The sequence below is a fragment of the Pseudomonas sp. ATCC 43928 genome (genome assembly GCF_005938665.2).
GTDB lineage: Bacteria > Pseudomonadota > Gammaproteobacteria > Pseudomonadales > Pseudomonadaceae > Aquipseudomonas.
In genome coordinates this window covers 1,212,047-1,228,230 of sequence record NZ_CP041753.1, presented here as the reverse complement: position 1 = coordinate 1,228,230, position 16,184 = coordinate 1,212,047, and the positions used below count along the sequence as shown (strand labels likewise).

Below are 16,184 nucleotides of genomic sequence, written 5' to 3'. Positions count from 1 at the left end.
AGTCAACCTGCTTACAGGCCTTTAACGGCAAAAATTCCGTTCGCGTTACGCCAGTAGCCTTTGTAGTCCATGCCATAACCGAAGATGTAACGGTCAATGCACGGCAGGCCGACGAAATCGGCTTTCAGGTCCGGGCGAGCCTTGCGGTCGTGGTCCTTGTCGATCAGCACGGCGGTGTGCACTTTGCGGGCGCCGGCGTGTTTGCAGAAGTCGATGATCGCGCCCAGGGTGTGACCTTCATCGAGGATGTCGTCGATGATCAGCACGTCACGGTCGATGAACGAAACTTCCGGCTTGGCTTTCCAGAACAGCTCGCCGCCGCTGGTTTCGTTGCGATAGCGGGTAGCGTGCAGGTAGGACGCTTCCAGCGGGAATTGCAGATGGGTGAGCAGCTTGCCGGCGAAAATCAGGCCGCCGTTCATCACACAGAACACCACCGGATTGCTTTCAGCCAGTTGTTCGTTGATATGTGCACCGACGCGGGCGATGGCCGCCTCGACTTCAGCTTCGGTGTACAGGCAGTCAGCCTCTCGCATGATTTGACGGATATGCTCGAGATCAGCGGACATGGCGCTCTCCAAGGGGTTTGAGGGGGAGGGACGGATTCGGAAAAGCGGGCAAAGGTACGCATCCCGCACGGCCAGATCAAGCGTTTGTGGACTAACGTACTGTATGTCTATAGGACAACACCCTCGGATAGATTAATCTAGGCCGGTTTTTTTGCCCGCCGCCGGAGCCTTTCCCCATGCCCATCCGTGAGATCCGCCATCCGCTGATCCGTCATAAACTTGGCCTTATGCGCCGCGCCGACATCAGCACGAAGAATTTCCGTGAGCTCGCTCAAGAAGTCGGCGCCCTGCTGACCTATGAAGCCACCAAAGACCTGCCGCTGGAAAGCTACGACATCGAAGGCTGGTGCGGCACGGTGTCGGTGGAGAAAATCGCCGGCAAGAAAATTACCGTGGTGCCGATCCTGCGTGCCGGTATCGGCATGCTCGAAGGCGTGCTGAGCCTGATCCCGGGCGCCAAAGTCAGCGCCGTGGGCGTGGCCCGTAACGAGGAAACCCTCGAAGCCCACACCTACCTGGAAAAACTGGTGCCGGAAATCGACGAGCGCCTGGCGATGATCATCGACCCGATGCTCGCCACTGGCGGCTCGATGGTCGCCACCATCGATTTACTGAAGAAGGCCGGCTGCAAGGACATCCGCGCGATGGTCCTGGTGGCCGCTCCCGAAGGTATCGCCGCTGTGGAGAAGGCTCACCCGGACGTGACCATCTACACCGCTTCCATTGACCAGAAACTGAACGAACACGGTTACATCATCCCAGGCTTGGGCGATGCCGGTGACAAGATCTTCGGCACCAAGCAGAAGGACGCGTGACCATGCAGCAAGAGTTCAACGATCCGCTCTGGCGCACGGTATTGTCCGGCGCGCAGATGCTGTTCGTGGCCTTCGGCGCCCTGGTGTTGATGCCGCTGATTACCGGCCTCGACCCGAACGTGGCGCTGTTCACCGCAGGTTTAGGGACGATCCTGTTCCAGATCGTCACCGGGCGTCAGGTGCCGGTATTCCTGGCGTCGAGCTTCGCCTTCATCACCCCGATCATTCTCGCCAAGGGCCAGTTCGGCCTGGCGGCGACCATGGGCGGTGTGATGGCGGCCGGGTTCGTCTACACCTTCCTCGGCCTTGCGGTGAAGATCAAAGGCACCGGGTTTATCGACCGTTTGCTGCCTCCGGTGGTGATTGGCCCGGTGATCATCTCCATCGGCCTGGCCATGGCGCCGATTGCCGCCAACATGGCGATGGGCAAGGCGGGCGACGGCACTGAGCTGATTCATTACCAGACGGCGATGATGATTTCGATGCCCGCGCTGCTGACCACCCTGATCGTCGCAGTGTTCGGCAGAGGTATTTTCCGCCTGGTGCCGATTATCTCCGGTGTGCTGGTGGGTTTTGCCATGGCGTTTTATTTCGGCGTGGTCGATACCGCGAAGATTGCCGTGGCACCGTGGTTCGCGATTCCACATTTCACCGCGCCGGAATTCAACTGGCAGGCGATTCTGTTCATCGTTCCGGTGGCCCTGGCCCCGGCCATCGAGCACATCGGTGGCGTGATTGCCGTGGGTAGCGTGACCGGTCGCGACTACCTGAAAAAGCCCGGCCTGCACCGCACCCTGCTCGGTGACGGCATTGCCACCACCGCGGCCGGTCTGTTCGGCGGCCCACCCAACACCACTTACGCCGAAGTGACTGGCGCGGTGATGCTGACCAAGAACTACAACCCGAAAATCATGACCTGGGCGGCGATCTTCGCAATCAGCCTGGCGTTCATCGGCAAATTCGGCGCGCTGCTGCAAAGCATCCCGGTGCCGGTGATGGGCGGGATTCTCTGCCTGTTGTTCGGTTCGATTGCCGCGGTGGGCATGAACACCATGATCCGCCACAAGATCGACCTGGGCGAAGCACGCAACCTGGTGATTGTCTCGGTGACGCTGGTGTTCGGGATTGGCGGCATGCTGGTCGGCACCGGTACCGGCCAGAACGATTTCGGCCTCAAAGGCATCGCGCTGTGCGCGGTGGTGGCGATTGCACTGAACCTGTTGCTGCCGGGCAATGACAGCTGGAAGCACAAGAAGGCGGATGAGCCGCTGTTGTAAGCAGGCGACTCAATCCCCTGTGGCGAGGGAGCTTGCTCCCGCTTGACCGGGCTGGCGCACCAGTGCGCAGCACCCACAAAATCTTCATTGACTGCAAAGATTTTGGGGCCGCTTCGCGACCCGGCGGGAGCAGGCTCCCTCGCCACAACCAGCCAGCCGTCACTTCAATGTACGTTCCTATAAAGCCAATGGCGCCCTTTCGCACATGGCACTCAACGCCCTGACCCACAGTGGCTCATCGTTGAGGCAAGGCACCAGCACCAACTCCTCCCCTCCCGCCTCGCGGAATTGCTCCTTCCCACGATCACCGATTTCCTCCAGCGTCTCGATGCAATCGGCAACGAACGCCGGGCACATCACCAGGACTTTCTTCACGCCGCTTTTGGCCAACTCGTCGAGGCGAGCTTCAGTGTAGGGTTCTATCCACTTGGCCCGGCCCAGACGCGACTGAAACGATACGGACCACTTGCCGTCCGGTATGCCCACACGTTTGGCAAACTCTGCGGCCGTGCGCAGGCACTGACCGCGGTAACAGGTCGCGACCACTTCCGGTGGCGCACCGGCGCAGCAATCGCCGCCACCCTCGAAGCTGTGCCCCGGATTAAGCTTTTTCAGGTGACGTTCCGGCAAACCGTGGAAGCTCAGCAGCAGATGATCGAAATCCTGTTGCAGATAAGGCCTGACACTGGCCACCAACGCATCGAGGTATTCCGGCTGATCGTAAAACGGCTGAAGAACCGAGAACTGCACGTCGAGCTTTTTATCGCGCACCACGCGCTTGGCTTCTTCGATCACCGTGGTCACAGTGCTGTCGGCGAATTGCGGATAGAGCGGTGCCAGGGTCACTTTCTTATGCCCCTGGGCAGCCAGCCGCACCAGCGCGGACTCAATGGACGGCTCGCCGTACCGCATCGCCAGCTCAACAGGCCCGTGAGTCCACTGCCGAGTCATGGCCTGTTGCAGGCGACGGCTGAGCACCACCAGCGGCGAGCCCTCCTCCCACCAGATCGACGCGTAAGCGTGAGCCGATTGTTCCGGGCGCTTGATCAGAATCAGCGACACCAGCAAACGCCGCACCGGCCAAGGCAGGTCGATCACATACGGGTCCATCAGAAATTGATTGAGGTAACTGCGCACATCCGCCACCGAGGTGGAGGCAGGTGAACCCAGGTTGACCAGAAGCAATGCGTGATCGGTCATGCAACGTCCTATTTCAGAGGCGGCCGGACAGATCGTCCAATGCCGCGCGCAAATCAGTGAACCGGAAAGTGAAACCCGCTTCCAGCAAGCGAGCCGGCATCGCCTTCTGCCCCCCCAGCAACAACAATGACAACTCGCCCAGTCCGACCTTCAAGACGAGAGTCGGCATCGGCATGAACGCGGGACGATGCAACACGTCACCCAACGTTTTGGTGAATTCGCGATTGCGCACCGGCTTGGGCGCGCAGGCATTATAGGGACCGCTGGCCCCATTGCGATGCAGAAGAAAATCAATCAGGGCGATTTGATCTTCGATATGAATCCACGACATCCACTGCCGACCGCTGCCGATCGGCCCGCCCAGCCCCAGTTTGAACGGCAACAACAGCCGCGACAAAAAGCCGCCCTCGGCGGACAACACCAACCCGGTGCGGATGAGAACCACGCGAATGCCCAAGGCGTCGGCACGTTGCGCGGTTTCTTCCCAGGCGATGCACAACTGGCTGGCGAAATCATCGATGACCGGTGGCGATTGCTCGGTCAACTCCCGCTCGCCGCCGTCGCCGTACCAACCAATCGCTGAGCCGGAGATCAGCACCTGCGGTTTCTGCTCACGACTTTCGAGCCAGGCCAACAGGGTTTCGGTCAGGGTGATCCGGCTGCTCCACAACAGCGCTTTGCGTTTGTGGGTCCAGAGCCGATCGGCGATCGGCGCCCCCGCAAGGTTGACAATTGCATCCACCGGTTCTGGCCCAAAATCCTCAAGCCGTGCGATTCCCCGTACCTGAGTGCCGCAGATTTTGGCGACTTTAGCGGGCGTGCGACTCCAAACCGTGAGGTGATGTCCCTGACTCAACCAGTGTCGGCAGAGCTGACGTCCTATCAAACCAGTACCGCCGGTCAGCAATATGTGCATGACATCTTCCTCGCGTGGCGTTTTACCCGGATCACTAGTCTATTTTTATAAGCAGGGATCTTTGGTATCGGGCAGGTTCTGTGTTTAACAATAGGCCAAGCTCTCAGAACGAGAACGCTAAAAGTTATACCAAAAAACAATATTGTACAGGTTTGAACCACGGCGTAGTCTGTACAGAAAGGCAAACGAGGCCCCTATGACTGTACCTATCGCAATCATCGGCACCGGCATCGCCGGACTCTCAGCCGCCCAGGCCCTTACGGAGGCCGGGCATGTCGTTCATCTGTTCGATAAAAGCCGCGGCAGTGGCGGACGCATGTCAAGCAAGCGCAGCGATGCGGGTGCTCTGGACATGGGCGCACAATATTTCACTGCCCGCGACCGTCGCTTCGTCACCGAAGTCCAGCGCTGGCAAGCCAACGGTTGGGTCGCCGTGTGGACACCGCAGCTCTATACCTACCACGGCGGCCAACTCAGCCCCTCGCCGGACGAACAGACACGCTGGGTCGGCACGCCGCGCATGAGCGCCATCACCCGTGCCCTGCTCGGTGACCTGGAAGTGCAGTTCAGCTGCCGGATCACCGAGGTCTATCGCGGTGAAGAGCACTGGCATCTGCAAGACGCCGAAGGCTTCACCCACGGGCCGTTCAGTCATGTGGTGATTGCCACGCCAGCCCCTCAGGCGACCGCGCTGCTGCCCTCCGCGCCGAAACTCGCCGGGGCCGCCGCCGGGGTAAAAATGGAGCCGACCTGGGCGGTCGCCCTGGCTTTCGACACACCATTGGATACCCCGATCGAAGGCTGCTTCGTGCAGGACAGCCCCCTCGACTGGCTGGCGCGCAACCGTAGCAAACCGGGACGCGACAACACCCTCGACACGTGGGTGCTGCACGCCACCAGCGCCTGGAGCCGGCAACATATCGATCTGTCCAAGGAAGCGGTGATCGAGCAATTGCATGGTGCCTTTGCCGAACTGCTGCACGACGCCATGCCTGCACCGACTTTCAGCCTCGCTCACCGCTGGCTTTACGCCCGTCCGGCCAGCAGCCATGAGTGGGGTGCCCTGGCTGATGCTGATCTGGGCTTGTATGTATGCGGTGACTGGTGCCTGTCCGGCCGTGTCGAAGGCGCCTGGCTCAGTGGCCAGGAAGCGGCCCGCCGTCTGCACGAACACCTGCAGTGAACCGCCTCGATTCGAGCACATTGCTGCTGTCGACACGGACAGCAGCCCTGAAAAAACCTATACAAAAAAATTGACTTGTACACCTTTGAATCTATGCTGAACGAATGTTGTACAGATTTAACAATCCGTACAGGTCTGGATTCGAGGTGCCCCGATGCCTGCACAATCAACGACCCCACCCAAAATCGCCATCAGCGCCTGCCTGATGGGGGCCGAGGTGCGCTACAACGGCGGGCACAAGACGTCACGGCTGTGCAGCCACATCCTTTCCGATTATTTCGATTTCGTCCCGGTGTGCCCGGAAGTTGCCATCGGCCTGGGTATCCCTCGCGAACCGATCCGCCTGGTCGGCAACCCTGAACATCCGCAGGCGGTCGGCACAGTCAACCCTGAAAACAACGTCACCCGGCCGCTGGCCGAATATGCTCGGAAAATGGCTTTGGAACTGGGCGACATCTGCGGCTATATCTTCATGCAGAAATCCCCTTCGTGCGGTCTGGAGCGGGTCAAGGTCTACCACGCCAACGGCGCGCCGGTGGACGGCGGTAGCCGTGGCATTTACGCCCGGACCTTCTGCGCGCTGCATCCCGATTTGCCGGTGGAGGAAGAAGGCCGGCTCAACGATCCGGTGCTGCGGGAAAACTTCCTTACCCGCGTATTCGCCTACAGCGCCTGGCAGCAGTTGCTGCAAACCGGCCTGACCCGGCGCGGCCTCACGGATTTTCACTCGCGCTACAAATACCTGTTAATGGCCCACAACCCGGTGCAATACAAAACCCTGGGAAACCTGCTCGGCAACATGGGCCGGACCGCCCCTGAAGTCATCGGCCCGCGCTATTTCAGCGAGCTGATGGCGGCCTTGAAAAAATGCGCCACGCGCCGCACCCACACCAACGTCCTGCAACACCTCAGCGGCTATCTCAAACAGGCCATCAGCACTGAAGACAAACAGGAAGTGCAGCATGTGATCAGCCAGTTTCGTCACGGCATCGTGCCGCTGGTGGTACCGCTGACGTTGCTCAAACACTACTTTCGCCAGCACCCGGATCCATACATTGCGCAACAGGTTTACCTGCAACCGCACCCGGAAAACCTCAGCCTGCGAAACGCAATCTAATGAAAACCCCACCGGACACCAGCGCCAGCGAAGACCTCGGCACCGACTTCAAAAAGGCCCTGGACGCAGGCTGGCTGCCCATCCGTGAAGTGGCCCGGCAGACCGGGGTCAACGCTGTCACCTTGCGCGCCTGGGAACGGCGCTATGGGCTGATCGTGCCTCAGCGTACTCCCAAGGGGCATCGGCTGTTCTGTGCCGAACACGTTCAACGCATCCTGACGATCCTCACCTGGCTCAATCGCGGCGTGGCGGTCGGTCAGGTCAAGCAACTGCTCGACACGCCTCAGGTACTTGCCGAGCCCGTCGGAAACGATTGGCTGGTGTTGCGCCAGACACTGCTACAAGCCGTTACCCAACTGGCCGAACGCACCCTCGATGACACCGTAAACCAGGCGATGGCGCTGTATCCGCCACGCACCTTGTGTGAACACCTGTTGATGCCGTGGCTGGCGGAACTGGAACAACGCTGGCAAGGCCAGTTCGGCGCGCAGATGGAGCGGGTGTTTGTCTATTCCTGGTTGCGCAGCAAATTCGGCGCGAGGATTTACCACAACAACCGCCAGTTACGTACCGCGCCGCTGTTGCTGATCAATCAATCGGACCTGCCTCTGGAACCTCATCTATGGCTCACCGCCTGGCTGATCAGCAGCACCGATTGCCCGGTGGAAGTTTTCGACTGGCCACTCCCGGCCGGCGAACTGACGCTGGCGGTCGATCACCTGCAAGCCCGCGGCGTCCTGCTGTATTCCAGCAAAGCCATGAATCTTGCAAAATTGTCGAAACTTTTGAATGGCGTCAGTTGCCCAAAAATGATCGCTGGACCAACGGTATGCATCCACCACGCCGATTTGTCCGCAAAAAACACCGCCATTGCTGATTTGATCCTGGCCGACAGCCCGTTATCGGCCCATCTGGACCTGATACAGCGCGGGCTCATTTAATGGCGCTTTTTTGATGAATCGTACGGATACGACCATGCAATTGATCTGGCTGCGCAGCGACCTGCGTCTACACGACAACACCGCCCTCTCGGCCGCCGCAGCCCGTGGCCCGTGTGTGGCGGTGTATTTGCCGAGCCCGCAGCAGTGGCTTGCGCACGACGACGCGCCGTGCAAAGTGGACTTCTGGTTGCGCAACCTCGCCGAATTACGCCGCGCGCTGGACGCCCTGAACATCCCGCTACTGATTCGCCACGCGTCCCGCTGGGATGAAGCGCCCAAGGTTCTGCTCGAACTGTGCCAGCAGCTGAAGATCGACGCGGTGCACGTCAACGAGGAATACGGCATTCATGAGACCCGCCGTGATGCGGCGGTGGCCCAAGCGCTCAAAGCCCGGGGCATCGACTTTTACAGCCACCTCGATCAGCTGCTGTTCAAGCCAGGCACCGTGCTCACCAGAACCGGAACCTACTTCCAGGTCTTCAGCCAGTTTCGCAAGGTCTGCTACGAACGCCTGCACGCTTCATTGCCCGGATTGGTCGCTGCACCCGCCCTTCAGGCTCCATTGGATATCAGCAGCGACGAACCGCCCTCCCGTGTCGAGGGTTTCGATTCTCCCAACGACAGCTTGCGTGCCCTCTGGCCAGCCGGTGAAACCGAAGCCCGGCGCCGCCTCGACACCTTTGTCGACGCCCAGATCGACTATTACCACAGCGAACGCGACTTCCCGGCAAAGCCCGGCACCAGCCAGCTCTCGGCCTATCTCACCGCCGGGGTGATTTCCCCTCGTCAGTGCCTGCACGCCGCGTTGCGAAGCAATCAGGGCGAGTTCGAAAGCGGCAAGGTCGGCGCCATCACTTGGATCAACGAGCTGCTGTGGCGCGAGTTCTACAAACACATATTGGTGGGCTACCCCCGTGTATCCCGGCACCGCGCCTTCCGGCCGGAAACCGAAGCCCTGGTCTGGCGTGACGCCCCGCAAGAACTCAAGGCCTGGCAGCAAGGCCGCACTGGCCTGCCGATCATCGATGCCGCCATGCGCCAATTGCTGGAAACCGGCTGGATGCACAACCGTCTGCGCATGGTGGTGGCGATGTTCCTGACCAAGAACCTGTTGATCGACTGGCGTGAGGGCGAGCGCTTCTTCATGCGGCACCTGATTGATGGCGACCTGGCGGCGAACAATGGTGGCTGGCAGTGGAGTTCGTCCACCGGCACCGATTCGGCGCCCTACTTCCGGATTTTCAACCCGCTGAGCCAGTCGGAAAAATTCGATGCACAAGGGGTGTTCATCAAGCATTGGTTGCCGGAGCTCAACGAAATGAACAATAAAGACCTGCACAATCTGGCCAATCTCGGCGGATTGTTCGGTGTGAGGGGCTACCCGTCGCCTATCGTCAATCTGAGTGCTTCCCGTGAACGGGCCCTGGCCGCGTTCAAGAACCTGCCATCACGACAGGGTTTATCGCCACCGTCATTAATTTGATGCTGCAGCGTTGCGTCATGAACACGGAATTGAGCCAGGGAAATATTGGGTAAATAAGGGGATTGGGATGAGTCGTACACCTCCAAGGCGATACTGGTTGACCGGCGCCAGCAACGGTATTGGTGCTGTGCTGGCTGAAGAAATACTGAAAACCGGGGCTCATCTGGCGGCCAGCTCCCGCTCGGTGGCATCACTGATATCCCTGTCTGAGCGCTATCCCGGTCAAGTGCTGGTGGTCGCGGGCGATTTGACCAACAGCCAAAGGGTGCGCGAAATCGGTGAGCAGATTGCGCAGGAATGGGGCTCTCTGGACACCATGATCCTTAACGCAGGCACCTGCGAATACGTCGACGCCAATCAGCTCGATTCGTCAATCATCGAGCACATCATGCGTACCAACTTGCTTGCCAGCAGTTATTGCATCGCAGCCGCCCGGCCTTTGCTGCAGGCGGGCACTGCGCCGCATCTGGTGGGCATTGCCAGTTCGGTGACCTGGTTACCCCTGCCGTGGGCCGAATCCTATGGCGATTCAAAGGCCGGGTTGCGTCATCTATTCGAGTCATTGCGCATCGACATGACGCCGGAAAACATCGAAATGACCGTGGTCAGCCCAGGGCTTATCGATACGCCTCTGAACGACGGCGCCCCGATACATCTCGACTGGTCGGCAGGCCAAGCCGCGCGATACCTCCTCGACATGATCAAGAATCGTCCACTGGAATGCTCCTTGCCGGAGCTGCTCATGCCTGTTCTTTGGCCCCTGCCGCAACAACCCGACCGGGCGGGACTGGCAATCGACGAACAAGCGCGAAACAAGCCGCCGATCGAGGATCTGCCGTGAAGCCTGAGCGTCTGTCAGGCCTTTTACACAGCGTGGGCCCACTGCCTTACACTGCGCGCCATGAAAACCATTCCCCACACGCAAGTCGCCGAGCCTGCGGTCACCTGCTCGACCTGCGCAGCCTGCTGCTGCCAGCTTGAAGTGATGCTGATCACTGACACCGGCGTGCCCGAACGTTTTATCGATACCGATGATTGGGGTGGTGAAGTCATGCTGCGACTGGATGACGGCTGGTGCGCCGCACTGGATCGCAACAGCATGATGTGCACCATCTATGAAAAGCGTCCGCTGATCTGCCGGGAGTTCGAAATGGGCGCACCGGAATGCATCACCGAACGCCAGGGGATTGCGACGGCGTATCGGTGAGATCGAAGTCATCCAATGCCATGTGAGAGCCCCCTCGTCACAGGTAGCTCCCACATCCAAACATTGCAGGCTTACAACGGCATCGTGTAATGCAATGCGTAGCTTTCTACACCGTCGTTCGGATTACTGATCCCGGCATTGGAGTAGTGGGTGGCGCGAATCCCGACTTCATGTCCGCCGGCAAAGCGCAGACCAAACCCGAAACGGTCTTCGAACTGAAAGGCACTGCCGAGCTTGTTATCTTCGTATTCGGTGTTGGCAAACACCGCGATACCGATACCCGCTTCGACGTAGGGCTTGATGGTCTGACCGGCAAACTCGTACACCAGTACCGGCGAGAACGACAAACTGTGATTGCTCGCCGTTTTGTCGCCTTCCCAGTAGGTGTAAGCGCCGCTCCAGTAGCCGGTCAAGCGGCCAACATCACTCTGCAACCAGCTCTTGTCCCAATCGAACTGCATGCCCAGTCGGTAGGTCATGGTCGAATCGCTGGTCTGGCCGACCCCGAACTCCACCCCTGCCGCCTGCGCGGTAAAACTGTGCCCCATTAATGCGGTCGCAATCGCGGCCAAACAGAATAGTCGCTTCATTAGAAACATCCTTTTCCGAACAATTTAGTATGATTTTTATGCTGCAAAACAAACAAAGCTATAGAAGTCACCGTTTAATCAGAAGCTCACCCCAATTATTCGTTTGCTACGCGTCTCTACTTTTCGAAGCTTCGCACAACCCCAGACATATTCCACAGGATCGGCAAGATATTTCTGAAATGTTCTGGGTCCGCACTCGACCAGAACTGTGCGGGGCGAGCAGGCCCCTCGGCCAGCAATTCACGCTCGGCCAGCAGACGCTGGAGCTGCCGCGCCACAGCGGCACCCGTATCGATCAAGCTGATGCTTTGCGGGAGCATCTGCCTTAGCAGTGGCTTTAAAAAGGGATAATGGGTACAGCCCAGAATGATCGTATCTGCACCTGCAGCCAGCAGCGGCTCGACATACCCTTGCAGCAACTGACGCAATGTCTCGCTGTGCAGATCGCCATTTTCAATCAGCTCCACCAGCCCGGGGCACGGCTGAGTAATCACCCGTACATCGGTGGCGAAACGATCGAGCAAGGCAGCAAACTTGGCACTCTGCAAAGTACCGGTGGTGGCGAGCACGCCGACCACACCGCTGCGCGTCGCCGCAGCGGCCGGTTTGACCGCAGGCTCCATGCCGACGATAGGCCACTCGGGGTAATCGCGCCGCAAGTCCGCAACGCCGGCCACCGTCGCGGTGTTGCAAGCCAGCACCAGCGCCTTGGCACCTTGCTGCTGAAAGAACTGCGCCATGACACTGCAACGCTGGCGGATGAATGCCGGGGTTTTCTCGCCGTAGGGAATATTCCCGCAATCGCCGAAGTACAACAGAGACTCGTTGGGCAGCAACTGCTGGATCTCGGCCAGCACGGAGAGTCCACCGACGCCGGAATCGAACACAGCAATCGGCGCTTCACGCATGGCGCGACCCGCAGACGCTGCAGCCCGGATCACGCTTGACCCGCAATTCACGGAAGCGTGAGCCCAAGGCATCGATCAATAACAGGCGCCCCACCAGCGGCTCGCCGAACCCCACCAGCAGTTTCAGCGCTTCCAGTGCCTGGAGGCTGCCGACCAACCCGACCAAAGGACCGACGACGCCCGCCTCGCTGCAGGTCAACTCGGCCTCGCTGCCGTGCCCGTATAAACAGTGGTAGCACGGGCTCTCTGGACGACGCGGGTCGAACACCGACAATTGCCCTTCCAGACGAATCGCCGCACCGCTGACCAGCGGCTTGCGCGCGGCCACACACGCAGCGTTGACCGCCTCGCGGGTGGAAAAATTGTCGGAACAGTCCAGCACCAGATCCACCGCGGCAACAGCGGCGGCCAGCGAATCCTCGTCCAATGCAGTGCGATGGGCGATCAGCTGAATCTCTGGATTGATCGCGGTCAGGCGACGGATCGCCGAATCGACCTTGCTCAGGCCGACGCTGTCGGTGTCATGAACGATCTGGCGTTGCAGATTGGTCAGGTCGACCGTGTCGAAGTCCGCCAGATGCAACTCACCGACACCGGCCGCGGCCAGGTACAGCGCAACCGGCGAACCTAGGCCACCGAGACCGATAATCAGCACACGGCTTTCCTTGAGCCGTAACTGGCCGTCGATGTCGACGTGTTGCAGCAGAATCTGCCGGCTGTATCGCAGCAATTCCTGATCATTCAGCACGGCAAGCGCCCCAGACTGATGCGTTGGTGACCGCCCAGATCGGTGCGGCTATGGACTTCTTCAAAGCCGCGGGTCAGCAGCAAATCGCACACTGCGCAGGCTTGATCGTAACCGTGTTCGAGCATCAACCAGCCACCCGCTTCAAGATAATCCGGTGCCTGGGCGACGATCAGACGCAAATCGTCGAGCCCATCGACACCCGCCACCAAGGCACTGGCCGGCTCAAAGCGTACGTCGCCCTCTACCAGATGCGGATCGGTCGAAGCGATGTAGGGCGGATTGCTGATGATCAGTTGAAAACGCTGGCCTTCCAGGGCACTGAACCAATGACTGCTCAACACCGTGGCATTGTTCAGGTTCAAGCGCTGACGATTGCGCTCGGCCAGGGCCACGGCTTCCAGCACGCGATCCACGGCGGTGACCTTCCAGGCCGGACGCTCGCTGGCCAGCGCCAAGGCGATGGCACCACTGCCGGTGCCCAGATCGAGCACCTTGGCTGGGGTGGCCGGCAACAGTTCCAACGCCGCTTCCACCAGCAATTCAGTGTCGGGACGCGGAATCAGCGTGTGGGGCGCGACTTCCAGGTCGAGCTTCCAGAAGCCTTGCTGACCCAGAATATAGGCCACTGGCTCACCGCTGCGGCGGCGCTGCAAATACTCGGCAAACTTCAGTGCCGCTTCGCTCGGGACGATACGCTCAGGCCAGGTGTGCAGAAAGCTGCGGGACTTGCCCAAGGCCGCCGCCAACAGCAATTCGGCATCCAGACGCGCGGTGGGCGAATCAGGCAAATCGGCGGCGCGCAGCAAGCTGGCAATGATCGTCATTTACTCACCTATCGCTGCCAATTGATCGGCCTGGTACTCGGCCAGCAACGGTTCGATCACCGCATCCACGCCGCCCGCAAGAATTTCGTCGAGCGAATACAGCGTCAGGTTGACCCGATGGTCGGTGACCCGGCCCTGGGCGAAGTTGTAGGTACGGATCCGCTCGGAGCGGTCACCGGAACCGACCAGCAATTTACGCTCGCTGGCGATGGCATTGGCCGCGGCACTGGTCTGCTGGTCGTTGAGCTTGGCCGACAGCCAGGACATCGCCCGGGCGCGGTTCTTGTGCTGGGAACGTTCTTCCTGGCACTCGACGACAATACCGGACGGCAAGTGCGTGATACGAATCGCCGAGTCGGTCTTGTTGACGTGCTGACCACCGGCACCGGAGGAGCGATAGGTGTCGACCCGCAGATCCGCCGGGTTGATCTCAATGGCTTCCTGCTCATCCGGCTCGGGCAATACCGCCACGGTGCAGGCCGAGGTGTGGATGCGACCTTGGGATTCAGTGGCCGGAACCCGCTGCACACGGTGCGCACCGGATTCGAACTTCAGTTTGCCGTAGACGTTCTCGCCTTCGACACGGGCGATAACTTCTTTATAGCCACCGTGTTCGCCTTCGTTCTCCGAGAGAATCTCTACCCGCCAGCCACGCCGCTCGGCGTAACGCGAATACATGCGGAACAGGTCGCCGGAGAAAATCGCCGCTTCGTCACCGCCGGTGCCCGCGCGGATTTCCAGGAACACGTTACGACCGTCGTTCGGATCCTTGGGCAGCAGCATGCGTTGCAGGCTGGCTTCGAGCTCGATCAATCGTTCCTTGGCTTCGCGGACTTCTTCCACGGCCATTTCACGCATGTCCGGGTCGCTGTCCTTGAGCAGTGCCTGTGCGCCTTCGAGGTCGCCCTGCACTTTAAGCAGCTGTTTATAGGTGTCGACGATCGGCTCGACCTCCGCGTATTCCTTGGAATAGGTGCGGAATTTGTTCTGATCGGAAATGACTTCGCCATCGCCAAGCAGGGCGGTCAATTCCTCGAAACGGTCCTGGAGGATGTCCAGCTTATTGAGCAGTGACGCTTTCATTGCGGTTTCTTATCCGAAAAGCTATCCGATGAGCCCTCACCGAGGGCAAAGAGTTCCTGGGCCATGGCCAGCGCATCGAGGCGGCCTTCGGCAGAGAGCTTTTTCAATTGCACGCTCGGGGCATGCAAGAGTTTGTTGGTCAGCCCACGGGCCAGTTGCACCAGCACGTCCTCGGCACTGCTGCCGTTGGCGAGCATACGCTGGGCCTTCTGCAATTCTTCGTCGCGCAGGCGCTCGCTTTGTTGACGATAAGCCTTGAGCACATCCACCGCCGCCAGTTCGCGCAGGCGAACCATGAAATCTTCGGCACCGACCGACACCATCTCTTCGGCCGCCTGGGCGGCGCCCTGACGGCTCTTGAGGTTTTCGGCGACCACTTCGTGGAGATCGTCGACGCTATACAGATAAACGTCATCCAACTCGCCGACTTCCGGCTCGATATCCCGAGGGACTGCGATATCCACCATGAAAATCGGCTTGTGCTTACGCAATTTCAAGGCGCTTTCCACCGCGCCTTTACCGAGAATAGGCAACTGGCTGGCGGTGGAGCTGATGACGATGTCGCTGCGCACCAGTTCTGTCGGGATGTCCGAGAGCAACACCGCATGGGCGCCAAACTGCTCGGCCAGGGTGCTTGCGCGCTCCAGGGTGCGGTTGGCGACCACGATTCGCTTCACGCCCAGCTCATGCAGATGGCGGGCGACCAGGGTGATGGTCTCGCCGGCGCCGATCAACAAGGCCTGGCTGCGTTGCAAATCACTGAAAATCTGTTTCGCCAGGCTGACCGCGGCAAACGCCACGGACACCGGGTTTTCACCGATGGCGGTGTCGGTTCGCACCTGTTTGGCCGCATTGAACGTGGCCTGGAACAAACGCCCGAGTAGCGGACCAATGGTGCCCGCCTCGCGAGCCACGGCGTAGGCCGATTTCATCTGGCCGAGAATCTGTGGTTCACCCAACACCAGCGAATCGAGCCCGGAGGCGACCCGCATCATGTGGCGAACTGCCGCATCATCTTCATGCACATAAGCGCTCGCACGCAGCTCATCGAGGCTCAAATGATGATAATCGGCCAGCCAGCGCAGCACGATGTCAGCCGAAAGGTGATCCTGTTCTATATACAGTTCACTGCGATTGCAGGTGGAGAGGATCGCAGCTTCGCGGCTGTCGGTGAGTCGGCAGAGCTGCTGCAAGGCCTCAACCAGCTGCTCAGGGGTAAAGGCCACGCGCTCGCGGACGTCTACTGAAGCAGTCTTGTGGTTAATACCGAGTGCAAGGAAGGCCATTCAAGGTCGCTGATGGTGACGTGAAGCCGACAATTGT

17 protein-coding genes are annotated in these 16,184 nt (G+C 59.9%); 8 read left to right on the top strand and 9 right to left on the bottom strand.

What is annotated here, in order from left to right:
• Nucleotides 1-11: 11 nt before the first annotated feature.
• Nucleotides 12-569 (bottom strand): hypoxanthine-guanine phosphoribosyltransferase, encoded by a 558-nt coding sequence (locus FFH90_RS05520; RefSeq protein ID WP_007939779.1) that lies wholly within the window; start codon nt 567-569, stop codon nt 12-14.
• Nucleotides 570-745: 176 nt separating this feature from the next.
• Between FFH90_RS05520 and upp the strand changes: the two genes are divergently transcribed.
• Together upp and FFH90_RS05510 are read left to right on the top strand one after the other, a co-directional pair.
• Nucleotides 746-1,384: a uracil phosphoribosyltransferase gene (upp, locus tag FFH90_RS05515; RefSeq protein WP_007939777.1), complete on the top strand. Its 639-nt coding sequence runs from the start codon at nt 746-748 to the stop codon at nt 1,382-1,384.
• A gap of 2 nt (nt 1,385-1,386) precedes the next feature.
• The gene (locus FFH90_RS05510) at nt 1,387-2,661 is read left to right on the top strand and encodes a uracil-xanthine permease family protein (protein ID WP_018929585.1); all 1,275 of its coding nucleotides are present in this window, start codon (nt 1,387-1,389) and stop codon (nt 2,659-2,661) included.
• Between the two features lie 177 nt (nt 2,662-2,838).
• Here the strand turns inward: FFH90_RS05510 and hemH are convergent, their stop codons facing one another.
• Both hemH and FFH90_RS05495 read right to left on the bottom strand, forming a co-directional pair.
• A complete protein-coding gene (hemH, locus tag FFH90_RS05500; protein ID WP_138866800.1) occupies nt 2,839-3,861 on the bottom strand; it encodes a ferrochelatase in 1,023 nt (340 codons plus the stop codon).
• Nucleotides 3,862-3,874: 13 nt separating this feature from the next.
• Entirely contained in the window at nt 3,875-4,777 is a 903-nt protein-coding gene (locus FFH90_RS05495) for a TIGR01777 family oxidoreductase (RefSeq protein ID WP_138866799.1), read from the bottom strand.
• Between the two features lie 196 nt (nt 4,778-4,973).
• Between FFH90_RS05495 and FFH90_RS05490 the strand changes: the two genes are divergently transcribed.
• The 6 genes from FFH90_RS05490 to FFH90_RS05465 all read left to right on the top strand — a co-directional run bounded on the left by FFH90_RS05490 (nt 4,974) and on the right by FFH90_RS05465 (nt 10,708).
• The gene (locus FFH90_RS05490; RefSeq protein ID WP_018929582.1) at nt 4,974-5,960 is read left to right on the top strand and encodes an NAD(P)/FAD-dependent oxidoreductase; all 987 of its coding nucleotides are present in this window, start codon (nt 4,974-4,976) and stop codon (nt 5,958-5,960) included.
• Nucleotides 5,961-6,114: 154 nt separating this feature from the next.
• Nucleotides 6,115-7,077 (top strand): DUF523 and DUF1722 domain-containing protein, encoded by a 963-nt coding sequence (locus FFH90_RS05485; RefSeq protein ID WP_138866798.1) that lies wholly within the window; start codon nt 6,115-6,117, stop codon nt 7,075-7,077.
• The gene (locus FFH90_RS05480; protein ID WP_138866797.1) at nt 7,077-8,018 is read left to right on the top strand and encodes a MerR family transcriptional regulator; all 942 of its coding nucleotides are present in this window, start codon (nt 7,077-7,079) and stop codon (nt 8,016-8,018) included. The genes FFH90_RS05485 and FFH90_RS05480 overlap by 1 nt, the downstream gene beginning before the upstream one ends.
• 34 nt (nt 8,019-8,052) lie before the next feature.
• The gene (gene phrB, locus FFH90_RS05475) at nt 8,053-9,501 is read left to right on the top strand and encodes a deoxyribodipyrimidine photo-lyase (RefSeq protein ID WP_138866796.1); all 1,449 of its coding nucleotides are present in this window, start codon (nt 8,053-8,055) and stop codon (nt 9,499-9,501) included.
• 67 nt (nt 9,502-9,568) lie between these two features.
• A complete protein-coding gene (locus tag FFH90_RS05470; RefSeq protein ID WP_026286680.1) occupies nt 9,569-10,342 on the top strand; it encodes an SDR family oxidoreductase in 774 nt (257 codons plus the stop codon).
• A gap of 60 nt (nt 10,343-10,402) precedes the next feature.
• Nucleotides 10,403-10,708, top strand: a complete 306-nt coding sequence (locus FFH90_RS05465; protein WP_018929577.1) for a YkgJ family cysteine cluster protein — start codon at nt 10,403-10,405, stop codon at nt 10,706-10,708.
• Nucleotides 10,709-10,779: 71 nt separating this feature from the next.
• Here FFH90_RS05465 and FFH90_RS05460 read toward each other — a convergent pair whose 3' ends face one another.
• The 6 genes from FFH90_RS05460 to hemA all read right to left on the bottom strand — a co-directional run bounded on the left by FFH90_RS05460 (nt 10,780) and on the right by hemA (nt 16,147).
• Nucleotides 10,780-11,298: an acyloxyacyl hydrolase gene (locus FFH90_RS05460; protein ID WP_018929576.1), complete on the bottom strand. Its 519-nt coding sequence runs from the start codon at nt 11,296-11,298 to the stop codon at nt 10,780-10,782.
• A gap of 116 nt (nt 11,299-11,414) precedes the next feature.
• Nucleotides 11,415-12,206 (bottom strand): glutamate racemase, encoded by a 792-nt coding sequence (murI, locus tag FFH90_RS05455; protein ID WP_018929575.1) that lies wholly within the window; start codon nt 12,204-12,206, stop codon nt 11,415-11,417.
• On the bottom strand, nt 12,199-12,954 hold the full coding sequence (locus tag FFH90_RS05450) for a molybdopterin-synthase adenylyltransferase MoeB (RefSeq protein ID WP_018929574.1): 756 nt from the start codon (nt 12,952-12,954) through the stop codon (nt 12,199-12,201). The genes murI and FFH90_RS05450 overlap by 8 nt, the downstream gene beginning before the upstream one ends.
• Entirely contained in the window at nt 12,948-13,778 is an 831-nt protein-coding gene (gene prmC / locus FFH90_RS05445; RefSeq protein ID WP_028939864.1) for a peptide chain release factor N(5)-glutamine methyltransferase, read from the bottom strand. The genes FFH90_RS05450 and prmC overlap by 7 nt, the downstream gene beginning before the upstream one ends.
• Nucleotides 13,779-14,861 (bottom strand): peptide chain release factor 1, encoded by a 1,083-nt coding sequence (gene prfA / locus FFH90_RS05440; RefSeq protein WP_007939759.1) that lies wholly within the window; start codon nt 14,859-14,861, stop codon nt 13,779-13,781.
• Nucleotides 14,858-16,147: a glutamyl-tRNA reductase gene (gene hemA, locus FFH90_RS05435; RefSeq protein ID WP_007939757.1), complete on the bottom strand. Its 1,290-nt coding sequence runs from the start codon at nt 16,145-16,147 to the stop codon at nt 14,858-14,860. The genes prfA and hemA overlap by 4 nt, the downstream gene beginning before the upstream one ends.
• Nucleotides 16,148-16,184 lie beyond the last annotated feature (37 nt).

Bases quoted from the DNA above. Each gene is read 5' to 3' on its own strand.
- FFH90_RS05520 (WP_007939779.1), bottom strand. From the start codon at position 569: ATGTCCGCTGATCTCGAGCATATCCGTCAAATCATGCGAGAGGCTGAC.
- upp (WP_007939777.1), top strand. From the start codon at position 746: ATGCCCATCCGTGAGATCCGCCATCCGCTGATCCGTCATAAACTTGGC.
- FFH90_RS05510 (WP_018929585.1), top strand. From the start codon at position 1,387: ATGCAGCAAGAGTTCAACGATCCGCTCTGGCGCACGGTATTGTCCGGC.
- hemH (WP_138866800.1), bottom strand. From the start codon at position 3,861: ATGACCGATCACGCATTGCTTCTGGTCAACCTGGGTTCACCTGCCTCC.
- FFH90_RS05495 (WP_138866799.1), bottom strand. From the start codon at position 4,777: ATGCACATATTGCTGACCGGCGGTACTGGTTTGATAGGACGTCAGCTC.
- FFH90_RS05490 (WP_018929582.1), top strand. From the start codon at position 4,974: ATGACTGTACCTATCGCAATCATCGGCACCGGCATCGCCGGACTCTCA.
- FFH90_RS05485 (WP_138866798.1), top strand. From the start codon at position 6,115: ATGCCTGCACAATCAACGACCCCACCCAAAATCGCCATCAGCGCCTGC.
- FFH90_RS05480 (WP_138866797.1), top strand. From the start codon at position 7,077: ATGAAAACCCCACCGGACACCAGCGCCAGCGAAGACCTCGGCACCGAC.
- phrB (WP_138866796.1), top strand. From the start codon at position 8,053: ATGCAATTGATCTGGCTGCGCAGCGACCTGCGTCTACACGACAACACC.
- FFH90_RS05470 (WP_026286680.1), top strand. From the start codon at position 9,569: ATGAGTCGTACACCTCCAAGGCGATACTGGTTGACCGGCGCCAGCAAC.
- FFH90_RS05465 (WP_018929577.1), top strand. From the start codon at position 10,403: ATGAAAACCATTCCCCACACGCAAGTCGCCGAGCCTGCGGTCACCTGC.
- FFH90_RS05460 (WP_018929576.1), bottom strand. From the start codon at position 11,298: ATGAAGCGACTATTCTGTTTGGCCGCGATTGCGACCGCATTAATGGGG.
- murI (WP_018929575.1), bottom strand. From the start codon at position 12,206: ATGCGTGAAGCGCCGATTGCTGTGTTCGATTCCGGCGTCGGTGGACTC.
- prmC (WP_028939864.1), bottom strand. From the start codon at position 13,778: ATGACGATCATTGCCAGCTTGCTGCGCGCCGCCGATTTGCCTGATTCG.
- prfA (WP_007939759.1), bottom strand. From the start codon at position 14,861: ATGAAAGCGTCACTGCTCAATAAGCTGGACATCCTCCAGGACCGTTTC.
- hemA (WP_007939757.1), bottom strand. From the start codon at position 16,147: ATGGCCTTCCTTGCACTCGGTATTAACCACAAGACTGCTTCAGTAGAC.